The organism is Pseudomonas sp. TE6288 (assembly GCF_054062095.1).
On record NZ_JBSSEW010000001.1, the window covers coordinates 138,346 to 157,855 of the forward strand.

Sequence of the window (19,510 nt, forward strand, 5' to 3'; positions counted from 1 at the left end):
CCACGCCCCAAGCAGCCCATCAGCGGGAGCCCGACCATGTACGCACAGCTCGTAGAAACCGGCGTCAAACGCCTGAAGACCCTGGAAGAGATGTCGCCCGAAGAGCGCGCCTTCCAGGAGAAGATCGACGCCGAGATCAAGATCGAAGCCAAGAACTGGATGCCCGAGGCCTACCGCCAGACGCTCATCCGCCAGATTTCCCAGCACGCCCATTCCGAGATCGTCGGCATGCTCCCGGAAGGCAACTGGGTCACTCGCGCCCCCTCGCTCAAGCGCAAGCTGCAGTTGATGGCCAAGATCCAGGACGAGGCCGGCCACGGCCTGTACCTGTACAGCGCCATGGAAACCCTTGGCGCCGACCGCGACGAAGAGATCGCCAAGCTGCACAGCGGCAAGGCCAAGTATTCGAGCATCTTCAACTACCCGACCCTGAGCTGGGCCGACATGGGCGCGGTGGGCTGGCTGGTGGACGGCGCGGCGATCGTCAACCAGGTGGTGCTGCAGCGCACCTCCTACGGCCCCTACTCCCGCGCCATGGTGCGCATCTGCAAGGAAGAAAGCTTCCACCAGCGCCAGGGCTATGAACTGCTGCTGACCATGATGCGCCACGGCACCCAGGCACAGAAGGACATGGTCCAGGACGCCATCGACCGCCTGTGGTGGCCGGCGCTGATGATGTTCGGCCCCAGCGACGAACACTCGCCCAACAGCGCCCAGTCCATGGCCTGGAAGATCAAGCGTCAGAGCAACGACGAACTGCGCCAGCGCTTCATCGACCAGACCGTGCCGCAGCTGGAACTGCTCGGCTGCACCGCTCCCGACCCTGAGCTCAAGTGGAACGCCGAGCGTGGCCATTACGACTTTGGCCAGATCCAGTGGGATGAGTTCTACGAGGTGCTCAAGGGCAATGGCCCCTGCAACCAGGAGCGCGTCGCCACCCGCCGCAAGGCCATCGAAGACGGTGCCTGGGTACGCGAGGCCGCCGTGGCCTATGCGCGCAAGCAACAGAACAAGAATGCCGCCTAAAGCGGCGAATGATGCGGAGATACCCCTGATGTCTGTCTGGACCCTGTTCGAAGTCTTCGTGCGCAGCAAGCACGGCCTGAACCACAAGCATGTGGGCAGCGTGCACGCCGCCGACGCCGCCATGGCCATCGAGAACGCCCGCGAGCTGTACACCCGCCGCAGCGAAGGCGTGAGCCTGTGGGTGGTGCCCTCGGCGCTGATCACCGCCTCTTCTCCCGACGAGAAGGACCCACTGTTCGCCCCGGCGGACGACAAGGTCTACCGCCATGCCAGCTTCTACGAGCTGCCCGCCGAAGTCGGACACATGTGAGGCCCGCCATGCACAAGCAAGCACTTATCCAATACCTGCTGCTGCTCGGCGACAGCGCCCTGGTTCAGGGCCAGCGCCTGTGCGAGTGGTGCGGCAAGGCGCCGGCGCTGGAGGAAGAACTGGCACTGATGAACGTCGGCCTCGACCTGGTGGGCCAGTCGCGCAACTGGCTGGACTACGCCGCCGAACTGCTGGACGACGGCCGCGACGCCGATGCCCTGGCGTTCCGTCGCGACGAACGCGCCTACCGCAACCTGCTGCTGGTCGAGCAACCCAACGGCGACTACGCCGTGACCCTGCTCAAGCAGTTCCTGTACGACGCTTGGCACCACGCCACGCTTGAAGCGCTCAGCGCCTCGCGCGATGAACGTATCGCCGGCATCGCCGCCAAGGCACTGAAAGAAGTCACCTATCACCTGCGCCGCTCCGGCGAATGGGTACAGCGCCTGGGGGGCGGCACGGAAGAAAGCCGCCGACGCATGCTCGAAGCCATCCCGGCCTTGTGGCGCTTCACGGTCGAACTGAGCGTGGCCAACGACGGTGAAGTCCAGCTGGCCAAAGCCGGTATCGGCGCCGACCCGGCGCAGATCGCCCAGCATTGGCTGAACACCGTCACGGCCATCTTCGCCTCGGTCGATCTGCCCCTGCCCAAGGCCGCCAGCCACTTCTACCTGGACGGGCGCAAGGGCCTGCACACCGAACACCTCGGCCTGCTGCTGGCTGAAATGCAGTTCCTGCCGCGAGCCTACCCCGATGCAACCTGGTGAGCTGATCGCTGGCGACCGGGGCGCCAGGGACTTGCGCGACGGCGACCTGAGCCGGGCCTGGGCGGTGCTGGCCGAGGTGATGGACCCGGAAGTACCGGTGGTCAGCGTGGTCGACTTAGGTGTCGTGCGCGACCTCGACTGGCGCGCCGGCCACCTACACCTGGTGGTCACCCCGACCTACTCCGGCTGCCCGGCCACCGAGGTGATCGAGAGTGACATTCGCCAGGCCCTGGAACAGGCCGGCTTCGCGGAGCCTGCGCTGGAGCGTCGTCTCACCCCGGCGTGGAGCACCGACTGGATCAGTGCGCAAGGCCGTGAGCGGCTGCGCGCCTACGGTATCGCCCCACCCGAGGGCCGCGCCAACCTGCGTGGGGCGGCACCCAGCGTGTGTTGCCCGCAGTGCGGCAGCGCCGATACCGAACTGCTCAGCCAGTTCGGTTCCACCGCCTGCAAGGCCCTGTACCGCTGCCGCGCCTGCCTGGAACCGTTCGACTATTTCAAATGCCTTTGAGCCGTGGAGAACGCCATGAGCCAGTTTCACAGCCTGACCATCAAGCAAGTGCGCCAGGAGACCCGGGACGCGGTGTCCATCGCCTTCGACGTGCCCGCGCACCTGCGCGATGAGTTCCGTTTCACCCAGGGCCAGTACCTGGTCATGCGCACCCGCCTGGATGACGAAGAGGTGCGCCGCTCCTACTCGATCTGCAGCGCGGTGCAGGACGACGAGCTGCGGGTCGCCGTCAAGCGCGTGCCGGGCGGTCGTTTCTCGGCGTTTGCCAACGAAATGCTCAAGGCCGGCCAGCAGCTCGAAGTGATGCCGCCCTCGGGCAGCTTCTTCGTGCCGCTGGAACCGACGCGCCGGGGCAACTACCTGGGCGTTGCCGCCGGCAGCGGCATCACTCCGATCCTGTCGCTGGTCGCCACCACGCTGGCCACTGAACCCAACAGCCGCTTCACCTTGCTGTACGGCAACCGCGCCAGCAACAGCGCGCTGTTCCGCGACCGCCTCGAGGACCTGAAGAACCGGTACCTCGAGCGCCTCAACCTGATTTTCGTGTTCAGCCGCGAGCAACAGGACGTCGACCTGTACAACGGCCGCATCGATGCCGACAAGTGCGGCCAGCTGTTCTCCCGCTGGCTCGACGTGGCCTCTCTCGATGCTGCCTTCATCTGCGGCCCCCAGGCCATGACCGAAACCGTGCGCGACAGCCTGCAGGCCAACGGCATGGACAAGGCGCGCATCCACTATGAACTGTTCGCCGCCGCCGGCAGCGAAGCTCGCCGCGAGGCCCGTGAAGCGGCCCGCGAGCTGGATTCGGCGGTCAGCCAGGTGACCGTGATCAGCGATGGCCGCGCCCTGGCCTTCGACCTGCCGCGCAACACCCGCAGCGTGCTCGACGCCGGCAACGCCATCGGCGCCGAGCTGCCGTACTCGTGCAAGGCCGGGGTGTGCTCGACCTGCAAGTGCAAGGTGATCGAGGGCGAGGTGGAGATGGACAGCAACCATGCCCTGGAAGACTACGAAGTGGCCGCCGGGTATGTGCTGTCGTGCCAGACCTACCCGTTGAGCGACAAGGTGGTGCTCGACTTCGATCAGCTTTGAGACCGCATTGCCTTCATCGCTGGCAAGCCAGCTCCCACAAGCGCTGGCTTGCCAGCGATGAAGCCCTCGGCAACACACGCGTGACCTGAAAAAACAATTACAACAGCCAGAGAGAACGCTCCCATGACACCCGAACACCTTGAAACCATCAGCAACCACCCCGCCTTCGTGCAACTGATCAAGCGCAAGCGCCGCCTCAACGGCTCACTGACCCTGACCATGCTCGCCGCCTACTACGGCTTCGTCCTGCTGGTGGCCTTCGCCCCCGGCGTGCTCGGCCAGTCTCTCAGCGGCGGCGTGACCAGCGTCGGCATGCTGGTGGGAGTGCTCATGGTGCTGCTGTCCTTTGCCCTCACCGGCATCTACATGCACCGCGCCAACCGCGTCATCGACCCGCTCAACGAAGTGGTCAAGCAGGAGTGCGCGCGATGAACTGGACCGCCATCTCGATGTTCCTGGTGTTCGTCTGCTTCACCTTGCTGGTGACTCGCTGGGCCGCCCTGCGCACCCGCTCGGCCAGCGACTTCTACACCGCCGGCGGCGGCCTCACCGGCATGCAGAACGGCCTGGCGATCGCCGGCGACATGATCAGCGCCGCGTCCTTCCTGGGCATCTCGGCGATGATGTTCATGAACGGCTACGACGGCCTGCTGTATGCCCTGGGCGTGCTGGCCGGCTGGCCGATCATCCTGTTCCTGATCGCCGAACGCCTGCGCAACCTGGGCAAGTACACCTTCGCCGACGTGGTCTCCTACCGCCTGGCCCAGGCTCCGGTGCGCCTGACCTCGGCCTTCGGCACCCTGGCCGTGGCGCTGATGTACCTGGTGGCGCAGATGGTCGGCGCCGGCAAGCTGATCGAGCTGCTGTTCGGCATCAGCTACCTGTACGCGGTGATGCTGGTGGGTGCGCTGATGGTGCTGTACGTCACCTTCGGCGGCATGCTCGCCACCACCTGGGTGCAGATCATCAAGGCGGTGATGCTGCTCTGCGGCACGACCTTCATGGCATTCATGGTGCTCAGGCATTTCGACTTCAGCACCGAGGCGATGTTCGCCAGCGCCGTGGCCGTGCACGCCAAGGGCCAGGCGATCATGGCGCCGGGCGCGCTGCTGTCCAATCCGGTGGACGCCATTTCCCTGGGCCTGGGCATGATGTTCGGCACTGCCGGCCTGCCGCATATCCTCATGCGCTTCTTCACCGTCAGCGACGCCAAGGAAGCGCGCAAGAGCGTGTTCTACGCCACCGGCTTCATCGGCTACTTCTATCTGCTGCTGATCGTCATCGGCTTCGGCGCCATCGTCATGGTCGGTACCGAGCCATCCTACCGCGACGCCTCGGGGGCGATCATCGGCGGCGGCAACATGGTCGCGGTGCACCTGGCCCAGGCGGTGGGCGGCAACCTGTTCCTCGGTTTCATCTCGGCGGTGGCCTTCGCCACCATTCTCGCCGTGGTCGCAGGCCTTGCGCTGTCCGGCGCCTCGGCGGTGTCCCACGACCTGTACGCCTGCGTGGTGCGCAAGGGCCAGGCCAGCGAGCAGGAAGAAATGCGCGTGTCGCGCCTGGCCACCCTGGGGATCGGCCTATTCGCGGTGCTGCTGGGGCTGCTGTTCGAGTCGCAGAACATCGCCTTCCTCTCCGGCCTGGTGTTGGCGGTGGCCGCCTCGGTCAACTTCCCGGTGCTGCTGCTCTCGATGTTCTGGAAGGGCCTGACCACCCGTGGCGCCGTGGGCGGCAGCCTGGCCGGGCTGGTCTCGGCGATCGTGCTGGTGGTGCTGGGGCCGGCGGTGTGGGTCAACGTGCTGCACAACGAACGGGCGCTGTTCCCCTACAGCAACCCGGCGCTGTTCTCCATGTCGCTGGCCTTCCTCGCGGCCTGGGCCTTCTCGGTTACCGACGGCTCGGAACAAGCGCGCGAAGAGCGTGGGCGCTACCTGGCCCAGTTCATCCGCTCCATGACCGGTATCGGCGCCGCCGGTGCCAGCAAGCACTGACCTCAAGAACAATAACAATGTCGGGTACAACAACAATGAACCGCACGCACCTCAAGTCAGCCGCCTGGCTGGCCACCCTCGCCCTGCCCTTGCCGGCCATGGCGGACTTTATCGCTGACAGTCACGCCCGCCTCGAACTGCGCAACCACTACCTCAACCGTGACTTCCGCCAGGGCAACGCCCCGCAGAGCAAGGCCGAGGAATGGGGCCAGGGCTTCACCGCCCGCTTCGAATCGGGTTTCACCGAAGGGGCCGTTGGTGTCGGGGTGGACGCCATGGGCCAGCTGGGCATCAAGCTCGACTCCAGCCGCGACCGACGCAACACCGGCCTGCTGCCCTACGGGCCGAACAGCCTGGAGCCGGTGGATGACTACAGCGAGCTGGGCCTGACCGCCAAGCTGCGCGTGTCCAGGAGCACCCTGCGCCTGGGCACCCTGCAGCCGATCCTGCCGGTGGTGGTGTACAACGACACCCGCCTGCTGGCCTCGACCTTCCAGGGCGGGCTGCTGACCAGCCAGGAGCTGGACGGCCTGACCTTCAACGGCGGGCGCCTGACCAAGGCCAACCTGCGCGACTCGTCCGGGCGCGATGATATCGGCTACGGCGCCGCCAGCAGCGACCACTTCGACTTTGGCGGCGGCAGCTACGCCATCACCCCGCAGGCCAGCATCAGCTACTACTACGCCAAGCTCGAAGACATCTACCGCCAGCAGTATGTGGGTTTTGTGCATACCCAACCCTTGGCCGAGGGCATCAGCCTGCGCAGCGACCTGCGCTACTTCGACAGCCGCGGCGACGGCGCCGAGCGCGCGGGCAAGATCGACAACCGCAACTTCAACGCCATGTTCACCCTGGGCGTGAAGGCCCACAAGTTCACCGCCACCTGGCAGCAGATGTCCGGCGACAGCGCCTTCCCGTTCCTCAACGGCGGCGACCCGTACACCGTCAACCTGGTCACCTACAACACCTTCACCCGCGCCGGGCTCGACTCCTGGCAGCTGCGCTACGACTACGACTTCGTGGCGCTGGGCATCCCCGGGCTGAGTTTCATGACCCGCTACACCGACGGCCGCCACGCCGAAACCGCCACGCTCAGCAATGGCCGCGAGCGCGAACGCGACACCGACATCACCTACGTGATCCAGAGCGGTCCGTTCAAGGACGTCAGCCTGCGCTGGCGCAACGTTACCTTCCGCTCCGGCAATGGCCTGACCAATGCCGTGGACGAAAACCGCCTGATCATCGGCTACACCCTGGCGCTCTGGTAAGCGCGCCCCCTGTCTATCAGAACAGCAAGGAGAACAGCATGTCCGCCGCCCCTACCCTGCAAAGCTTCATCGCCGGCCGCTGGATCGGCCAGCACGGCGCCCAGGCCCTGCGCAGCGCCCTCGACGGTCACGTTCTGGCCTACAGCCACGAGGAACGCCCGGACTTCGCCGAGGCCGTGGACTTTGCCCGCGCCCAGGGCCTGAAGCAGCTACTGGCCATGGATTTCCAGCAGCGCGCCGCCCGTCTCAAGGCCCTGGCGCTGTACCTGGCCGAGCGCAAGGAGCAGCTCTACGCCCTGTCCCATCACAGCGGCGCCACCCGCGCCGACAGCTGGATCGACATCGAAGGCGGCAACGCCACGCTGTTCGCCTATTCGAGCATGGGCCGGCGCGAGCTGCCCTCGGGCAACCTGGTACATGAAGGCCCGGCGATCCCCCTGGGCAAGCAAGGCCATTTCGCCGGCAGCCATATCCTGGTGCCGCGTGCGGGCGTGGCCGTGCATATCAACGCCTTCAACTTCCCGATCTGGGGGATGCTGGAGAAATTCGCCCCGACCTTCCTGGCCGGCATGCCGTGCATCGTCAAGCCTGCCACGTCCACCAGCTACCTGACCGAGGCCGTGGTACGCCTGATGAACGAGTCGGGCCTGCTGCCGGCCGGCAGCCTGCAACTGGTGATCGGCAGCACCGGTGACCTGCTCGAGCGCCTGCAGGGGCAGGACGTGGTGACTTTCACCGGCTCCGCCGACACCGCAGCCAAGCTGCGCGTCACCCCGAACCTGATCCGCAACTCGGTGCCCTTCACCGCCGAGGCCGACTCGCTGAACTGCGCCATCCTTGGCCCGGACGTAAGCCCTGACAGCGAGGAGTTCGAGCTGTACATCAAGGAAGTGGCGCGGGAAATGACCACCAAGGCCGGGCAGAAATGCACGGCGATCCGCCGCACCATCGTCCCCGCCAGGCACATCGACGCGGTGGCCACTCGCCTGCGCGAACGGCTGCGCAAGGTAGTGGTGGGCGATCCTTCGGTGGAGGGCGTGCGCATGGGGGCGCTGGCCTCCCATGACCAGCAGCGTGATGTCGCCGAGCGCGTGCGCCAGTTGCTGGCCACCTGCGAGCAGTTGCTGGGCGCCAGTGACGGTTTCACCCCGGTCGGCGATGGCGTGGCCGAGGGGGCGTTCTGCGCCCCGACCCTGCTGCTGGCCCGCGACCCGCATGCCGAGGGCGGTGCCCATGATATCGAAGCGTTCGGCCCGGTCAGCACGCTGATGGCCTACGACGACCTCGACGAGGCCTTGGCCCTGGCCGCCCGCGGCAAGGGCAGCCTGGTGGCGAGCCTGGTCACCGCCGACCGCGGCGTGGCGGCCAAGGCCATCCCGGTGGCTGCGGCCTGGCACGGGCGGCTGCTGGTACTCGACAGCGAGGCGGCCAAGGAATCCACCGGGCATGGCTCACCGTTGCCACAGCTCAAGCACGGCGGCCCCGGCCGTGCCGGCGGCGGCGAGGAGCTGGGCGGCCTGCGCGCGGTCAAGCACTACCTGCAGCGAGCCGCGGTACAAGGCTCGCCGAGCATGCTGATGGCGGTGACCGGCGAGTACGTGCGCGGGGCCGAGGTGATCGAAACCGAGGTGCACCCGTTCCGCCGCCATTTCGATGACTTGCGCATCGGCGAGTCGCTGCTGACCCACCGGCGCACAGTGACCGAGGCCGACCTGGTCAACTTCGGCTGCCTGTCGGGCGATCACTTCTACATGCACTTCGACGAGATCGCCGCCAAACAGTCGCAGTTCGGTAAACGCATCGCCCACGGCTACTTCGTGCTGTCGGCGGCCGCCGGGTTGTTCGTCAGCCCCGGCGAAGGGCCGGTGCTGGCCAACTACGGGCTGGACACGCTGCGCTTCATCACCCCGGTGGGCATCGGCGACACCATCCAGGCGCGCCTGACCTGCAAGCGCAAGATCGACCAGGGCAAGACCAGCCCGCAGGGGCAGGCGCAAGGCGTGGTGGCCTGGGATGTGGAAGTGACCAACCAGTTGGGTGAGCTGGTGGCCAGTTATGACATTCTGACCTTGGTGCTCAAGCGCTGACTGCGAGTGGGCGGCGAGATGCCTGCATGCAGTCAGATGGCAGGCATCCCGCAACCCAATCAAGGCAAAATGCCACCTCGCACATCCGCCCTACATCGCGCAACGTTTCCCTGGCGCTATAGTCGGTCCAGCGTCCCACCGCCAGCCCCCTTCCTGGCGGCGCGGGCGCCGTACCGAGAACAATGCCAAGGAAGCAACGCGATGATCCTCAAGTCCTTCCCCTTCAAGTCCCTCGTCCTGCTCAGCGCCCTTGCCGCCGTGGCCGGCTGCCAGACCGCCAGCCCCAGTGCCGACACCCTCAAGCAACGCACCGAGGTCACCTTGGGCGTGCCCGTGAGCAAGGTCAGCAACCTGCGCAGCGACTCCAACACCACCTACTTCACCGCCAGCACCAGCAAGGGCCAGTACGACTGCCAGGTGCCCAGCGGCGGGCTGGTGGCCGTGGCCGGCATGGGTATCTACACGCCATCCCCCACCTGCTGGAAAGAAGGCCAGGCGCCGGTCTTCCAGTGAGGATCGACGGCGCCGGCCTAGGCGACCGGCGCCGCCACGCTCTCACGCAAACCCCGCAGCGCCGCACGCAGCTCCGCCGGGCGCACCGGCTTGGCCAGTACCGCGATACCCCGTGCCTGCAGGGCGCCCTGCAGCCTGTCGAGATCATGGCCCGTCATGATCAGCGCCGGCACTTCGGCGCCGCGTTGCGCGCGCAACTGGTCGATGCAGTCGATGCCGGTGGCCTGCGGGCCGAGGTCGTAGTCGGCAACGATCACATCGCAGTCACTGGCCAGGCCAAAGGGCGAGCTCTCGGCCTGCACCTCGCACCCCCAGCGTTGCAGCAGGGCACTGGTGGCCTGCAGGACGTTATGGTCATCCTCCACCAGGCACACCCGCAAACCGGTGAGCATGCCGGCCTGCACGGCCTGGTCGGCAACGGCCCGTGGCACTTGTGCCGGCACCTTGGGCAGCCCTTGCAAGGTCAGCGTGGTGCCATGTCCCTGGCGCGAGCGCAGGCTGACCGCCAAACCCATCAGTTGCCCCAGGCGCTTGACGATGGCCAGCCCCAGGCCGACGCCCTCGACGTCCTTGTCACGCGCCTCGCGCACCCGATAGAACTCTTCGAACACGCGGCCCTGGTGCTCTTCGGCAATGCCCCGGCCCTGGTCGCAGACAACGATGGCCAGGCCCTCGCCGCGTGGCCGCACGCCGATCAGCAACGGGCGCCCGGCGGCATACTTGAAGCTGTTGGACAGCACGTTCTGCACCATGGTCGCGAGCATCCCCGGGTCGGCGCGTGTCCAGTGGCGGCTGGGCACCAGGCGCATCTCGACCCCGGCCCAGCGCGCCGCCTCGCTGTTCTGGCGCAACAACTCGCGCAGGAAACCATCCACGGCGAAGGTTTCCCACTTGGGCTGCACCCGGCCGTTGTCCAGGGTGTACAGGTCGAGGATCGAACGGAACAACTGCGAAACGTTGAGCAGCGAGCGATCAATGCTGTCCACCAGGCGCCGCTCCTCCTCGCCCAGCCGCGCTTCGCGCAGGCAGGCGGTGAACAGGCCGATGGAGTGGATCGGCTGGCGCAGGTCGTGACTGGCCTGGGCCAGGAAGCGCGATTTCTCGCGGGTCGCCGCCTCGGCCAGGGCTGTGGCCTTGCGCGTGCGCTCCAGCAGCAGGTGGGCATAGAACGGAATCAGGGTGCTGGTGGTCAGCAGCATCGGCAGCAGGAACGGCTGTTCCTGCCAATAGGGGGTCAGTTGCCACACCACAACCAGCGCGGCCAGGGCCAGCACGGTGGCGATGGCCAGGTAGCGCGAGCCGAAGCGCATGCCGTTGCCCAGGTTGATCCAGACCATCACTGCATACAGCGGCAGCGCGGTTTCACCGCCAACCACCAGGCCGAAACTGGTGCCGGTGTAATCGCCCAGCATGCCGAAGATGCGCCGCGCCGGGTAGTGTCCCGGCCAACGCTTGATCGCCTGGCGCATGCCGATCGACACCACCACGAACCCCGCGTAGTAGAGCAGCACCGGCAGGTAGGTGGCGGGCGAGCGGCCCGGCAGGAAACCCAGCAACGCCACGTAGGTGATCGCACAAGAGGCGACGATGATGCGCAGGTTGGCCTGGTCCAGCTCGTTGTTCTTCTCGAACTTCATGGGTAACGTCCTTGTGCGCCAGTCGGCATTTGCGGCACGCTGCGTGGGAAAAAACCGCAGGTGACTGCTAAATTAGCATGTGTCGGCTGACAGGGAGTTCCACGACGTGAGTTGCCGCATCATCGTGGCGGATGACCATCCGCTGTTCAGGGAGGCCATGGTCAACACCGTACGGCGCATCCTGCCCGAGGCGCGCCTGGAGGAAGCTGGCAGCCTCGCTGACGTGCTCAGGCTGGCCGCCATGGGCGAGACGCCCGACACCCTGATCCTCGACCTGCGCTTCCCCGGCCTCACCTGCATCGGCCGCCTCGCCGAGCTGCGCCGACAATTGCAGCGCACCACGCTGATCGTTGTATCGATGGTCGACGACCCGCAGGTGATCTGCCAAGTCATGGCCGCCGGCGTCGATGGCTTCATCGGCAAGAGCGTCAGCCCCGAGGCGATCGGCGCCGCCATCCTTGCCATTCGCGACGGCGAAGTGGTGGTCGACTACGCCCCCAGCGGATTGTTGCCGCATCTCGATGCCCCCAGCGAGCTGGAACAGCTCACCCACCGCCAGCAGGACGTGCTGCGCCTGATCGCCCAGGGCAAGACCAACAAGGAAATCGCCCGGGCACTGGACATCTCGCCGTTCACTGTGCGCATCCATGTGTCGTCGTTGCTCAAGACCCTCAATGTGCCGACCCGCACGGCCGCCGCGGTGAAATATTCCGGAAACTGAGCGACCGCTGGTCGGCGCACAGTGGCATGCAATCGACCCTTCAAGCGCTTTGCAACCTCCTAATCCATGAGGGTGGCGATGTCCACTCCTGTGTTCGGCCTGCCCGAGCGTGGGCCGTTTTTTTCACGCTGAGGAGAGGATGACGACATGAGCACGAAACACTGGATGGGCGGTGGCGATGTGCAGAGCGACTGGCCGGAACTCGAGCCAGACCGACGCAACGATCAGGCCGACGACCCGGATGCCGACCCCGACCTGACCGAGGAAGAGAACCGTCCTGGGGTACCGGCCAGCGATCCGGAGTCAGGCACCTGAGTGTGCATGGCAGTGTGAGAGCGGGCCAGGCCCGCTCTCACACTGATGCGCACATCGACGATTGTCTGCAACCATCCGCGCCGGCTCACACCCGCCAGCGCACTTCGGTGATCCCATGCCGTTCGGCCATGGGCCGGCTGACTTTCTTGATGCGCTCGCGTCCGAACTTCGGAATGATCCCCAAACCCGCGTCGCAACTCGCCCAATGCCAGGCCTCGGCATTGTCCATGTGTTCCTGGCGGATGATGAAACGCCGTGGCTGACCATGCAGCAGGTATTCGATGGTAAACAACTGGGGACTTGGCATTGACGCAGGCCCTCCTCTTCTCCATGGATGACTTTCTGACAGATCACGTTGTTCCATGAAAATTCAAAAAATGTCCGACAACAGCAAGAGAGGGCCCGCAAGGTTACGAACCGCTGGCGTTCCCGTGGCTGTTGCGGCCACCTTTGCGACCGGCCTCGGAGGCGCGGGCGCGGTCATTGGCGAAGTTGCCGCCTGAGTTGCGGCCGCCCTTCTGGCCCGCCCGGGAGGCCCTTTCACGATCGTTGGCGAAGTTGCCGGGATTGGTCTGCTTGGTGCCGCCGCGTTGTCCGGTCTGATCCTGGTCACGAGCCATGACGTTTCTCCTTTACGCTAGGTTGGACGTGCCGCGCGAAGATGCCGTGCACTCAATTACGAACAGGGGCGCAGGCCAACGGCTCATTTGGTGTGCCAGGGTTCTGACCGACGGCACTTATCCGCCAGGCCAAGCATGAAGGAGACGCCCCATGCACCACGCTTGCCTGCAACTGGCCCTCGGACACTTGCCCTGACCGGCTGCGGGGCCAGTGCCGCCACGGCTCAGGCATGGACGCTCCACTGTACGGCATCGGCCTCGATCGGCAGCTCGTCCACGGCCTGGATCATCCCGCAGGTGAGCGCTTCCTGGGGCCCCAGGATTCGCGGATAGGCCATCAGGTAGCGCGGCACATCGAGCCGCTCGCTCGCACCCTCGGTGCGCTCGGCGACGATCTGCGCATACAGGCGCAGGTCATAGTCCAGGCTCATGGCGTACTCGGCCATCCGTGCATGGTCCACCGAGCCATGCAGGGTCCAGTGGAACGGGTGGAACAGGAACTTGCTGAAGGCGCAGGCGGTGCGGTGACTGCCTGCCAGGAACAGGATGTTGCCCATCGATTCGACCGTGCCCAGGTTGTGGGTGTGCACCGGCACCGGCAGTGAACGCAGGAAGTTGTACAGGGTGAAACCGTAGCTGCATTCGCCGCCCATGGTGGCGATGTTGATCTGCAGCACCTCTGCGCCCTGCTGCAACGCCTTGGAACAGGTGTTGATGAGGTTGCCGCAGGTCGCGGAATTGATCGGGCCGGTGTAGTGGATGATGTGTCTGGCCATGCCGTCCTCCAGGGTCAGTCAGGGGTGTCCTTGGCCGGTGCATCGTTGCCCGGCGCCGCTTGGTCGTGCTCGCCCAGTTGCTGGTACTGCTTGCGCAGCGCATGCAGTTCGGCCGGCCCCATGTCCTCGAGGTCGAGCAGGGCCTTGTGCGCCCGCTGGGTGGTGCGCAGCAGTTCGTCGACCTTGATGTGCAGTTCGTCGTTGTCGCGGTTCTGGGTGTTCTGGATCAGGAACACCATGAGGAAGGTGATGATGGTGGTCGAGGTGTTGATCACCAGTTGCCAAGTGTCGTTGAAATCGAACAGCGGTCCGCTCACGCCCCAAAGGATGATCAGCAGCAATGCCACGGCAAAGGTCAGTGGACGTCCGCTGCGGTTGGCCAGCCATTGGGCGAAACGATCGAATTTCATGGCTAGCGCTCCTTCAGGCCGGCTGCCGGGTTTCTCCGGGCAGGCTCTCGATGTCAGGGTCGTCCGGGAGCACCTCGGGTTCTTCGTCGTATGCCTCGGTCGGTGCTGGCGGCGCCTGCACTTCCCCCGGTTCTGTCTCGCTGTTCATCGGCGTTGCCTCCATTGGCTGCTTCCCTTTGTGGTGGAGGGCCGCAAGGCAGGTAAAGTTCCGGGTTTTGCGTCACTGGCCACTCGTCATTCCCGCTGAACCCTGACGCCGCGATGCCGGTCGCTAGTCAAGAGTGCACGAACGAAAGGGAGCCCTCGTGAGCGAGATCCGCATTGGTATTTCCGGTTGGCGCTATGGCCCATGGCGCAAGGACTTCTACCCCAAGGGTCTGCGCCAGGACGATGAGCTGGCATTCGCCTCTCGGGCGGTGAACAGCATCGAGATCAATGGCTCGTTCTACGCGTTGCAGACACCCGAGCGCTACCGCCAGTGGCGCGATGAAACACCTGAAGGATTCGTCTTCTCGGTCAAGGCGCCGCGCTACATCACCCACGTGCGACGGCTGCGCGACATCGACGAACCGCTGGCCAATTTCTTTGCCTCGGGGCCATTGCTGCTGGGCGACAAGCTGGGGCCGTTTCTCTGGCAGTTTCCCCCGAGCATGAAGTTCGACGCCCAGCGCTTCAGCGCTTTCCTCGACCTGCTGCCCCGCGATCGCAAGGCTGCGCGCGCCTGTGCCCGGCACGCTGCCGAACGCCTGCAGGACAATGGTGGTACTGCCATCCGTGGCAATGCGCACTTGCGCCATGCCGTGGAGATCCGCCATCCGAGCTTCCTCTGCGACACTTTCATCAACTTGCTGCGCAAGCACAAGGTCGCGCTGGTGGTTGCCGACAGCGCCGGCAAATGGCCCTGTGTCGAGGAAGTCACGGCCGATTTCGTCTACCTGCGCCTGCATGGCGATGTCGAGCTCTACAGCAGCGGCTACACCGCCAGCGCGCTGCGTCGCTGGCGCCTGCGCATCCAGGCCTGGGCCGCCGGCGGCCAGCCGGAGGATGCCCAGCGCGTCATCCGTCGTGCCCCGGTCAAGCGCGCCTCGCGGGATGTGTATTGCTACTTCGACAACGATCAGAAGGTGCATGCCCCCTACGATGCGCGTCGCCTGCTGGGCAAGCTTGGCCTGGACGGCGAACTGGTGACCGAACCTGGCGTCGAGCCGCAGGAGTCACTATGAACGGCACCCTACCCGCCCCTGACCGCATCATCGACAAGGTCGCGGCCGTGCACCGCCTGACGGTGCTGACCCTCAACGTGCACAAGGGTTTCACCCTGTTCAATCGCCGCTTCATCCTGCCGGAGCTGCGCGAGGCGGTGCGCGCCACCGGCGCCGACCTGGTGTTCCTGCAGGAAGTGCATGGCAGCCACCAACGGCATGCCGAGCGCCATCCGGCCTGGCCGCAGACCCCGCAGTACGAATTTCTTGCCGACAGCATGTGGCCGCAGTTCGCCTACGGACGTAATGCGGTCTACCCCCATGGCGACCATGGTAACGCACTGCTGTCCAAGTTCCCGATCCGCGCCTATGACAACCTTGACGTGTCGATTCACGGCAATGAAGAACGCGGCTTGTTGCACTGCCAGCTTGAAGTGCCCGGTCATGAGCAGGTGCACGCGATCTGTGTGCACCTGGGCCTGCGCGAGGACCACCGCCAGCGTCAGGTCGACCTGCTGCTGACCTTGCTCGAGCGCCTGCCACCGGACGATCCGGTCATTGTCGCCGGTGACTTCAACGACTGGCGGCTGAAGGCCGATGCGCGGCTGTCGGTGTCGCTGGTCGAAGCCTTCGGCAGGCCGGCGCGCAGCTTTCCCGCGCGCCTGCCGCTGCTGCGCCTGGACCGCATCTACCTGCGCAATGCCCAGGCGTGCGAGGCACGGGTGTTGTCGAGGTACCCGTGGTCCCACCTTTCCGACCATGCCCCGCTGGTAGCGCAGGTGACGCTATGAAGCAGACCTGGAGCGATGGCAACCACGTCGAACTGCTGATCAATGGCGAGCAGTACTACCCGCGCGTGTTCGAGGCGATCGCCCAAGCGCGGGAGGAGATCCTCCTGGAAACGTTCATCATCTACGACGACAAGGTCGGCCAGCCGCTGCGCCTGGCGCTTATCGACGCGGCGCGGCGCGGCGTGCGGGTGGAAGTGGCGGTTGACGGCTACGGCACCGCCGACCTGCCTGACGGGTTCATTGCCTCGATGACCGAGGCCGGGGTGCGCTTCCATGCATTCGACCCGCAGCCGCGTCTGGCCGGCATGCGCACCAACCTGTTCCGGCGTCTGCACCGCAAGATCCTGGTGATCGACGGCCAGCGCGCGTTCATTGGCGGTATCAACTACAGTGCCGATCATCTCGGCGACTTCGGCCCGCAGGCCAAGCAGGACTACGCCGTGGAAGTCACAGGCCCGGTAGTGGCCCAGGTGCACGCCTCCAGCTGCCGGATGCTCGCCCCCGTGCTGGGTGACCCAAGCGCGGTCGTGCCGGGCGCTGACGTCGCAGGTTCGGCCAGCGCCGAACTGGTGGAACGCGACAACCGCCGCCATCGCACCGACATTGAGGCGTGCTACCTGCAAGTCTTCCGTGAAGCTCGGCAACGCATCGTCGTGGCCAACGCCTATTTCTTTCCCGGCTACCGCTTGCTGCGCGAGCTGCGCAACGCTGCCCGGCGCGGCGTTGCGGTGACCCTGATCCTCCAGGGGCAACCGGACATGCGTTGGGTACGCGCCCTGTCGCGGCTGCTCTACAACTACCTGTTGCGCGACAATGTGCAGATCCATGAGTACTGCCAGCGCCCGTTGCACGGCAAGGTGGCACTGGTGGACGACGAGTGGTCCACTGTGGGCTCGAGCAACCTCGACCCGCTGAGCCTGTCGTTCAACCTCGAAGCCAACCTGATGATCCGCGACCGCGCCTTCAACGATGGCCTGTACCGCCACCTGAGCGAACTGACCGCCGCGCATTGCAAGCGCGTGACCCTGGAACGCATGGTGCGTGGCTACTGGTGGCGCGCGCCGCTGATATTCCTGGGCTTTCACATCACCCGCTACTTCCCGCGCATCGCCGGCTGGTTCCCCGCGCACCGGCAGCGCCTGCAGTCGCTGCAGACGGACAGCGAAGCGCCGGCGGACTTCAACGGGGGCAAGACCTGATGGCCAAGCCACGCTGGCAGACCTGGGGCATGCGCCTGCTCACCCTGCTGTTCCTGGTGCTGATCCCGGTGCTGCTGTTCACCCTGGCACGCAACCTGGACTGGAACGAGGTGCGCCAGTCGCTGCTGGCCTATCGACCTTCCACCCTGGTCCTTGGCCTGTTGCTGGCCCTGTGCAGCTACCTGGTGTTCGCCAGCTACGACCTGCTCGCCCGCGCCTACACCGGTCACCGGTTGCCAGCCCGTCAGGTGCTGCCGGTGGCGTTTGTCTGCTACGCGTTCAATCTCAATTTCACCACCTGGGTCGGCGGCGTGGCGCTGCGCTACCGCCTGTACAGCCGGCTGGGGCTGGACACCGCGACCATCACCCGCATCCTCACCCTGGGTCTGTTGACCAACTGGATGGGCTATTTGCTGCTGGCCGGCACGGTGTTCGCCCTGGGCCTGGTGAAGTTGCCGGCAAGCTGGGCGGTGGGGGCCGGCGGCTTGCGCCTGATCGGTGTGCTGATGGTGGCGGTCGCGGCGAGCTACCTGCTCGCCTGTGCTTTTGCCAAGCGACGCACATGGCATCTGCGCGGGCATGAAGTGACCCTGCCGAGCCTGCGCCTGGCGTTGTGCCAAGTGGCGCTGGGCGCGAGCAACTGGGCGTTGATGGCGGCGCTGATCCACCTGCTGCTGCCGCCGGCGCTGTTCTATCCCTCGGTACTGGGGGTGTTGCTGATCAGTTGCGTGGCAGGGGTAGTGGCGCATATTCCTGCCGGGCTGGGGGTGCTGGAGGCGGTGTTCCTTGCCCTGCTGCACGGACAGTTGGGCCAGGGCACGCTGGTGGCCGCATTGCTGGGGTATCGGACGCTGTATTACCTGATCCCGCTGTTGCTGGCGGTGATTACCTACCTGATCCTGGAGAAGCGCGCCAAGGCCCTGCGCCGACAGGCCGGGCCAGCCCTGGACAAGCGCTGAGGGCCCCACGGGCCCGGGAGGTTCGTCATGCGGTTCATTGTGTGTGTGGCATTGCTGGGCTGCCTGCTCAGCGGGCAGGTGCTGGCCGAGGGCTGCGACGTGGTCACCCGCTCGTCCAGCGAGGCGGTCAAGCCGGTGCAGCAGCATACCTGCTACAGCTACGGCAACATGCCGGCTGAAGCGATCGCCTGGTCGTGCAGCAACGAGAGCAAGGAGATGCTCAACAGCCAGAAACGCAAGGTCGAGCGTTGCGCTGATGGCAGCGTGGGCAGCTGCATAGCCCCGCTGACCCAGGAAACCCTGGCCAATCCTGATGCCGCAGGGCGCGGCGAGCCCTCGACCCGGCCGGCCGTGCCCAAGGAGGCGCGGATCATCACCTACTACTACGACACCCCAAGCCTGGGGCAGGCGCGCAGTGATTGCGAACGCAGCAATGGGATCTGGCAGACCCATTGACGCGAACGCGTGGGCCGTTGCCGTTGCCGTTGCCGTTGCCGATCAGAAGTCTACCCCGAAGCCCACTAGCGACAGCTGCGCCAGTGCAGGCGCCGCCCGTAACTTCGCGACTTCAGGAGGCCGAACGCAGGTCTTGCGGAGGGAGGTGACGGGCATGGATGCCCGTCAAGCGCTGCGCCCCAGGATGGGGCGTTCAGCGCGGTCCTCCCGGGAGCAAGGCCGGAGTGAGGGGACCCGGAGCGAAGCGGAGGGCCGGATGAATGGAGCGCACGGTTTTTGGTTCCTTTTTGCCACGACAAAAAGGAACTCGCCGTAAAGGCGAAAAGGTGACTGTGCGTCGACATCGCAAATGAATGCACTTACAACTATAAAAACCGATACCGACTGACTTTGACTTTGACTTTGACTTTGACTTTGACTTTGACTTTGACTTTGACTTTGACTTTGACTTTGAGATTAAACAATGTGTGTTTTGAAAGTTATATGCGCATTCATTTTCGACGGTGACGCATAATCACCTTTCCGCCCTTACGGCGGGTCCCTTTTTGAAGGATCAAAAAGGAACCAAAAAATCCTCGCTCCATTCATCCGGCCCCTACGCTTCGCTCCGGGGTCCCCTCACTCCGGCCTTGCTCCCGGGAGGACCGCGCTGAACGCCCCATCCTGGGGCGCAGCGCTTGACGGGCATCCATGCCCGTCACCTCCCTCCGCAAGACCTCCGTTCGGCCTCCTGAAGTCGCAATTTGTGTCGCCTGAACTATCGGCGCACTTAGAAGCAAAAGCAGAGCAAGAGCAAGAGCAAGAGCAAGAGCAAGAGCAAGAGCAAGAGTTGAAGGCTTTAGTGTGGTGAAGGTATGTA

The 19,510-nt window shown here is 65.4% G+C and carries 21 protein-coding genes and 3 pseudogenes; 17 read left to right on the forward strand and 7 right to left on the reverse strand.

Going from position 1 to position 19,510, the window contains the following annotated elements:
* Positions 1 to 159: 159 nt before the first annotated feature.
* A pseudogene (gene paaA / locus ACVWY1_RS00655) lies at positions 160 to 921 on the forward strand (1,2-phenylacetyl-CoA epoxidase subunit PaaA); the annotation flags it as partial.
* Here paaA and ACVWY1_RS00660 read toward each other — a convergent pair.
* Positions 904 to 1,017: pseudogene (locus ACVWY1_RS00660) on the reverse strand (hypothetical protein); the annotation flags it as partial. The pseudogenes paaA and ACVWY1_RS00660 overlap by 18 nt on opposite strands.
* Before the next feature lie 37 nt (positions 1,018 to 1,054).
* On the opposite strand from ACVWY1_RS00660, the gene paaB reads away from it, so the two are divergent.
* From paaB to ACVWY1_RS00705, 9 genes and pseudogenes are all read left to right on the forward strand, one after another.
* On the forward strand, positions 1,055 to 1,336 hold the full coding sequence (gene paaB / locus ACVWY1_RS00665; protein ID WP_011533969.1) for a 1,2-phenylacetyl-CoA epoxidase subunit PaaB: 282 nt from the start codon (positions 1,055 to 1,057) through the stop codon (positions 1,334 to 1,336).
* 8 nt (positions 1,337 to 1,344) lie between these two features.
* Positions 1,345 to 2,103: a 1,2-phenylacetyl-CoA epoxidase subunit PaaC gene (gene paaC, locus ACVWY1_RS00670; RefSeq protein WP_277504203.1), complete on the forward strand. Its 759-nt coding sequence runs from the start codon at positions 1,345 to 1,347 to the stop codon at positions 2,101 to 2,103.
* Positions 2,090 to 2,614, forward strand: a complete 525-nt coding sequence (paaD, locus tag ACVWY1_RS00675) for a 1,2-phenylacetyl-CoA epoxidase subunit PaaD (protein WP_102682042.1) — start codon at positions 2,090 to 2,092, stop codon at positions 2,612 to 2,614. The genes paaC and paaD overlap by 14 nt, the downstream gene beginning before the upstream one ends.
* Before the next feature lie 15 nt (positions 2,615 to 2,629).
* Positions 2,630 to 3,706, forward strand: coding sequence for a 1,2-phenylacetyl-CoA epoxidase subunit PaaE (gene paaE / locus ACVWY1_RS00680; RefSeq protein WP_277504204.1), 1,077 nt, complete (start codon positions 2,630 to 2,632; stop codon positions 3,704 to 3,706).
* A 123-nt stretch (positions 3,707 to 3,829) separates the two neighbouring features.
* Positions 3,830 to 4,138: a DUF485 domain-containing protein gene (locus ACVWY1_RS00685; protein ID WP_102682044.1), complete on the forward strand. Its 309-nt coding sequence runs from the start codon at positions 3,830 to 3,832 to the stop codon at positions 4,136 to 4,138.
* Positions 4,129 to 5,697: pseudogene (locus ACVWY1_RS00690) on the forward strand (cation acetate symporter); the annotation flags it as partial. The gene ACVWY1_RS00685 and the pseudogene ACVWY1_RS00690, both read left to right, overlap by 10 nt.
* 35 nt (positions 5,698 to 5,732) lie before the next feature.
* Entirely contained in the window at positions 5,733 to 6,965 is a 1,233-nt protein-coding gene (locus tag ACVWY1_RS00695) for an OprD family porin (protein WP_457377625.1), read from the forward strand.
* Between the two features lie 38 nt (positions 6,966 to 7,003).
* Entirely contained in the window at positions 7,004 to 9,052 is a 2,049-nt protein-coding gene (paaZ, locus tag ACVWY1_RS00700) for a phenylacetic acid degradation bifunctional protein PaaZ (protein ID WP_457377626.1), read from the forward strand.
* A gap of 201 nt (positions 9,053 to 9,253) precedes the next feature.
* A complete protein-coding gene (locus ACVWY1_RS00705; protein WP_102682048.1) occupies positions 9,254 to 9,565 on the forward strand; it encodes a hypothetical protein in 312 nt (103 codons plus the stop codon).
* 17 nt (positions 9,566 to 9,582) lie between these two features.
* Here ACVWY1_RS00705 and ACVWY1_RS00710 read toward each other — a convergent pair whose 3' ends face one another.
* Positions 9,583 to 11,202: an ATP-binding response regulator gene (locus ACVWY1_RS00710; RefSeq protein WP_457377627.1), complete on the reverse strand. Its 1,620-nt coding sequence runs from the start codon at positions 11,200 to 11,202 to the stop codon at positions 9,583 to 9,585.
* A gap of 106 nt (positions 11,203 to 11,308) precedes the next feature.
* Here ACVWY1_RS00710 and ACVWY1_RS00715 point away from each other — a divergent pair, with 106 nt between their 5' ends.
* On the forward strand, positions 11,309 to 11,923 hold the full coding sequence (locus ACVWY1_RS00715; protein ID WP_277504210.1) for a LuxR C-terminal-related transcriptional regulator: 615 nt from the start codon (positions 11,309 to 11,311) through the stop codon (positions 11,921 to 11,923).
* Between the two features lie 147 nt (positions 11,924 to 12,070).
* The gene (locus tag ACVWY1_RS00720; RefSeq protein ID WP_158247482.1) at positions 12,071 to 12,238 is read left to right on the forward strand and encodes a hypothetical protein; all 168 of its coding nucleotides are present in this window, start codon (positions 12,071 to 12,073) and stop codon (positions 12,236 to 12,238) included.
* 85 nt (positions 12,239 to 12,323) lie between these two features.
* Here the strand turns inward: ACVWY1_RS00720 and ACVWY1_RS00725 are convergent, their stop codons facing one another.
* The 5 genes from ACVWY1_RS00725 to ACVWY1_RS00745 form a co-directional block, all read right to left on the reverse strand.
* Positions 12,324 to 12,545: a DUF6555 family protein gene (locus tag ACVWY1_RS00725; RefSeq protein ID WP_031316561.1), complete on the reverse strand. Its 222-nt coding sequence runs from the start codon at positions 12,543 to 12,545 to the stop codon at positions 12,324 to 12,326.
* A gap of 103 nt (positions 12,546 to 12,648) precedes the next feature.
* Entirely contained in the window at positions 12,649 to 12,858 is a 210-nt protein-coding gene (locus ACVWY1_RS00730; protein WP_102682051.1) for a con-10 family general stress protein, read from the reverse strand.
* Between the two features lie 224 nt (positions 12,859 to 13,082).
* The gene (locus ACVWY1_RS00735; protein ID WP_102682052.1) at positions 13,083 to 13,634 is read right to left on the reverse strand and encodes an ATP-dependent Clp protease proteolytic subunit; all 552 of its coding nucleotides are present in this window, start codon (positions 13,632 to 13,634) and stop codon (positions 13,083 to 13,085) included.
* 14 nt (positions 13,635 to 13,648) lie between these two features.
* On the reverse strand, positions 13,649 to 14,044 hold the full coding sequence (locus ACVWY1_RS00740) for a low affinity iron permease family protein (RefSeq protein WP_102682053.1): 396 nt from the start codon (positions 14,042 to 14,044) through the stop codon (positions 13,649 to 13,651).
* A 13-nt stretch (positions 14,045 to 14,057) separates the two neighbouring features.
* Positions 14,058 to 14,192 (reverse strand): hypothetical protein, encoded by a 135-nt coding sequence (locus ACVWY1_RS00745; protein WP_457377628.1) that lies wholly within the window; start codon positions 14,190 to 14,192, stop codon positions 14,058 to 14,060.
* 157 nt (positions 14,193 to 14,349) lie between these two features.
* Between ACVWY1_RS00745 and ACVWY1_RS00750 the strand changes: the two genes are divergently transcribed.
* The 5 genes from ACVWY1_RS00750 to ACVWY1_RS00770 are packed head-to-tail and all read left to right on the forward strand — an operon-like array spanning position 14,350 to position 18,651.
* Positions 14,350 to 15,267 (forward strand): DUF72 domain-containing protein, encoded by a 918-nt coding sequence (locus ACVWY1_RS00750; protein ID WP_102682054.1) that lies wholly within the window; start codon positions 14,350 to 14,352, stop codon positions 15,265 to 15,267.
* Positions 15,264 to 16,037, forward strand: a complete 774-nt coding sequence (locus ACVWY1_RS00755; RefSeq protein ID WP_111532878.1) for an endonuclease/exonuclease/phosphatase family protein — start codon at positions 15,264 to 15,266, stop codon at positions 16,035 to 16,037. Before ACVWY1_RS00750 ends, ACVWY1_RS00755 begins: the two co-directional genes overlap by 4 nt.
* Positions 16,034 to 17,236, forward strand: coding sequence for a cardiolipin synthase ClsB (gene clsB, locus ACVWY1_RS00760; RefSeq protein ID WP_457377629.1), 1,203 nt, complete (start codon positions 16,034 to 16,036; stop codon positions 17,234 to 17,236). The genes ACVWY1_RS00755 and clsB overlap by 4 nt, the downstream gene beginning before the upstream one ends.
* A complete protein-coding gene (locus ACVWY1_RS00765; protein ID WP_102682057.1) occupies positions 17,236 to 18,195 on the forward strand; it encodes a lysylphosphatidylglycerol synthase domain-containing protein in 960 nt (319 codons plus the stop codon). Before clsB ends, ACVWY1_RS00765 begins: the two co-directional genes overlap by 1 nt.
* Positions 18,196 to 18,222: 27 nt before the next feature.
* Complete coding sequence (locus ACVWY1_RS00770; RefSeq protein WP_457377630.1) at positions 18,223 to 18,651, forward strand: hypothetical protein; 429 nt, start codon at positions 18,223 to 18,225, stop codon at positions 18,649 to 18,651.
* Positions 18,652 to 19,510 lie beyond the last annotated feature (859 nt).

Coding starts and splice junctions, on each gene's coding strand:
- paaB (WP_011533969.1), top strand. CDS start 1,055: ATGTCTGTCTGGACCCTGTTCGAAGTCTTCGTGCGCAGCAAGCACGGC.
- paaC (WP_277504203.1), top strand. CDS start 1,345: ATGCACAAGCAAGCACTTATCCAATACCTGCTGCTGCTCGGCGACAGC.
- paaD (WP_102682042.1), top strand. CDS start 2,090: ATGCAACCTGGTGAGCTGATCGCTGGCGACCGGGGCGCCAGGGACTTG.
- paaE (WP_277504204.1), top strand. CDS start 2,630: ATGAGCCAGTTTCACAGCCTGACCATCAAGCAAGTGCGCCAGGAGACC.
- ACVWY1_RS00685 (WP_102682044.1), top strand. CDS start 3,830: ATGACACCCGAACACCTTGAAACCATCAGCAACCACCCCGCCTTCGTG.
- ACVWY1_RS00695 (WP_457377625.1), top strand. CDS start 5,733: ATGAACCGCACGCACCTCAAGTCAGCCGCCTGGCTGGCCACCCTCGCC.
- paaZ (WP_457377626.1), top strand. CDS start 7,004: ATGTCCGCCGCCCCTACCCTGCAAAGCTTCATCGCCGGCCGCTGGATC.
- ACVWY1_RS00705 (WP_102682048.1), top strand. CDS start 9,254: ATGATCCTCAAGTCCTTCCCCTTCAAGTCCCTCGTCCTGCTCAGCGCC.
- ACVWY1_RS00710 (WP_457377627.1), bottom strand. CDS start 11,202: ATGAAGTTCGAGAAGAACAACGAGCTGGACCAGGCCAACCTGCGCATC.
- ACVWY1_RS00720 (WP_158247482.1), top strand. CDS start 12,071: ATGAGCACGAAACACTGGATGGGCGGTGGCGATGTGCAGAGCGACTGG.
- ACVWY1_RS00725 (WP_031316561.1), bottom strand. CDS start 12,545: ATGCCAAGTCCCCAGTTGTTTACCATCGAATACCTGCTGCATGGTCAG.
- ACVWY1_RS00730 (WP_102682051.1), bottom strand. CDS start 12,858: ATGGCTCGTGACCAGGATCAGACCGGACAACGCGGCGGCACCAAGCAG.
- ACVWY1_RS00735 (WP_102682052.1), bottom strand. CDS start 13,634: ATGGCCAGACACATCATCCACTACACCGGCCCGATCAATTCCGCGACC.
- ACVWY1_RS00740 (WP_102682053.1), bottom strand. CDS start 14,044: ATGAAATTCGATCGTTTCGCCCAATGGCTGGCCAACCGCAGCGGACGT.
- ACVWY1_RS00745 (WP_457377628.1), bottom strand. CDS start 14,192: ATGAACAGCGAGACAGAACCGGGGGAAGTGCAGGCGCCGCCAGCACCG.
- ACVWY1_RS00755 (WP_111532878.1), top strand. CDS start 15,264: ATGAACGGCACCCTACCCGCCCCTGACCGCATCATCGACAAGGTCGCG.
- clsB (WP_457377629.1), top strand. CDS start 16,034: ATGAAGCAGACCTGGAGCGATGGCAACCACGTCGAACTGCTGATCAAT.
- ACVWY1_RS00765 (WP_102682057.1), top strand. CDS start 17,236: ATGGCCAAGCCACGCTGGCAGACCTGGGGCATGCGCCTGCTCACCCTG.
- ACVWY1_RS00770 (WP_457377630.1), top strand. CDS start 18,223: ATGCGGTTCATTGTGTGTGTGGCATTGCTGGGCTGCCTGCTCAGCGGG.